At 63.2% G+C, this 2,227-nt stretch carries 2 protein-coding genes; both read right to left on the reverse strand.

All coding sequences use genetic code 11. The features are described 5' to 3' along the window. Positions 1–1,183 (reverse strand): urea ABC transporter substrate-binding protein (gene urtA / locus APH30_RS26865; protein ID WP_054914234.1); only part of this gene is annotated, 1,183 nt, incomplete at its 3' end. Between the two features lie 184 nt (positions 1,184–1,367). After that, positions 1,368–2,227 (reverse strand): amino acid permease (locus tag APH30_RS26870; protein ID WP_156326736.1); only part of this gene is annotated, 860 nt, incomplete at its 5' end.

The following is a 2,227-nucleotide window of genomic DNA, read 5'->3' on the forward strand; positions in this document are numbered from 1 at the left end:
CGGTTTCCCAGACCACGCTGAACTGCCCGTCATCCTGGATCTCGCCGATCATCACCGGCTTGTGCAAGTGGTGGTTGGTCTTGTCCATGGTCAGGGTGAAGCCTGACGGTGCCTTGAAGGTTTGGCCGGCCAGGGCCTCGCGGACCTTGTCCACGTCGGTGGACTTGGCTTTCTCGACCGCCTGGGCCCACATGTGGATGCCCACGTAGGTGGCCTCCATCGGGTCGTTGGTTACCGCCTTGTCGGCACCTGGCAGGCCTTTGGCCTTGGCGTAGGCTTTCCAGTCGGCGACGAACTTCTGGTTGACCGGGTTATCCACCGACTCGAAGTAGTTCCACGCCGCCAGATGGCCCACCAGCGGCTTGGTATCGATACCGCGGAGCTCTTCTTCGCCCACCGAGAACGCCACCACCGGCACGTCGGTGGCTTTCAGGCCCTGGTTGGCCAGTTCTTTGTAGAACGGCACGTTGGAGTCGCCGTTGACCGTGGAGATGACCGCCGTCTTGCCGCCTGCGGAGAACTTCTTGATGTTGGCGACGATGGTCTGGTAGTCGGCGTGGCCGAACGGCGTGTACACCTCTTCGATGTCCTTGTCGGCCACGCCCTTGCTGTGCAGGAAGGCCCGCAGGATCTTGTTGGTGGTGCGAGGGTAGACGTAGTCGGTGCCCAGCAGGAAGAAGCGCTTGGCGCTGCCGCCGTCTTCGCTCATCAGGTATTGCACCGCAGGGATGGCTTGCTGGTTGGGGGCGGCGCCGGTGTAGAACACGTTTGGCGACATCTCTTCACCCTCGTACTGCACGGGGTAGAACAGCAGGCCGTTGAGTTCCTCGAACACGGGCAGCACCGACTTGCGCGACACCGAGGTCCAGCAGCCGAACACCACCGCGACCTTGTCCTGGGTCAGCAGCTGGCGGCTCTTCTCGGCGAACAGCGGCCAGTTGGAGGCCGGGTCGACCACCACCGGTTCGAGCATCTTGCCGTTGACCCCGCCTTTGGCGTTGATTTCCTCGATGGTCATCAGCGCCATGTCCTTGAGCGACGTCTCGGAAATGGCCATGGTCCCCGACAGCGAATGCAGGATGCCGACCTTGATGGTCTCGGCGGCCTGGATACTCCAGCTCAGGCCCATTGCCGCAATCGATGCGCTGAGGGTAAAGGCCTTGATCAGACTGCGACGCTTCATGTGCTCTCTCCGCTGGTTTTTATGTGTTGGGCAAGCGGGAGGAGCGTTGCAAGGGGTGTGCCTAACGGCGAAACGGGCGGGATAGAGCCGTGGTGCGAGGTGTTGGGGCGTTTGCGCGGGCCAGCATGGTGCTTGTGGGGTTTGCGTGCACAGGATTGGGGCCGCAAAGCAGCCCCCAAGGCCATTAACCGTTGCGCACTGTGGAACGCGGCTGACGGCGGCTGCGCACGCCCTGGTAAGTGGATGCCAGCAACAGGAACCAGATCGGCGTTACCACCAGCGCCGAGCGGGTGTCGGCCTCCAGGCTCAGCAACACCAGGATGAAGGCAAAGAACACCAGGCACACGTAGCACATGAAGCGCCCGCCCGGCATCTTGTACTTCGACGCCTGGTGCAGCGCCGCCCGTTGCTTGCGGTACTTCAGGTACGACAGCAGGATCAGCGTCCAGACGAACATGAACAGCACCGCCGATACCGTGGTCACCAGGGTGAATGCCTCGACCACGTTCGGCACCAGGTAAATCAGCACCGCCCCCAGCAGCAGGCAGGTGCAGGAGAAGTACAGGCCGTTGGCAGGCACCGAGCGGCTGGACAGTTTCTCGAATGCCCTGGGCGCATCACCTTCCTGCGACAGGCCGTACAGCATGCGGCTGGTGGAGAACACGCCGCTGTTGGCCGACGAAGCGGCCGACGTCAGCACCACGAAATTGATGATGCTCGCCGCGGCCGGCAGGCCGGCCAGCACGAACAGCTCGACGAACGGGCTCTTGCCCGGTACCACGTCGCGCCATGGGGTCACCGCCATGATCGCGATCAGTGCCAGCACATAGAACACGATGATGCGTACCGGGATCGAGTTGATCGCCCGCGGCAGGGTGCGCTCGGGGTTTTTCGCTTCGGCAGCGGTGGTGCCGACCAGCTCGATGCCGACGAAGGCGAACACGGCGATCTGGAAGCCGGCGAAGAAGCCCATCACCCCGTTGGGGAACATGCCGCCGTCATTCCACAGGTTGGCCAGCTGCGCCGTGCGCCCGCTGGGCGAGG

It is taken from the genome of Pseudomonas sp. NBRC 111127, assembly GCF_001320345.1.
In the GTDB taxonomy this organism is placed as follows: Bacteria; Pseudomonadota; Gammaproteobacteria; order Pseudomonadales; family Pseudomonadaceae; genus Aquipseudomonas; species Aquipseudomonas juntendi.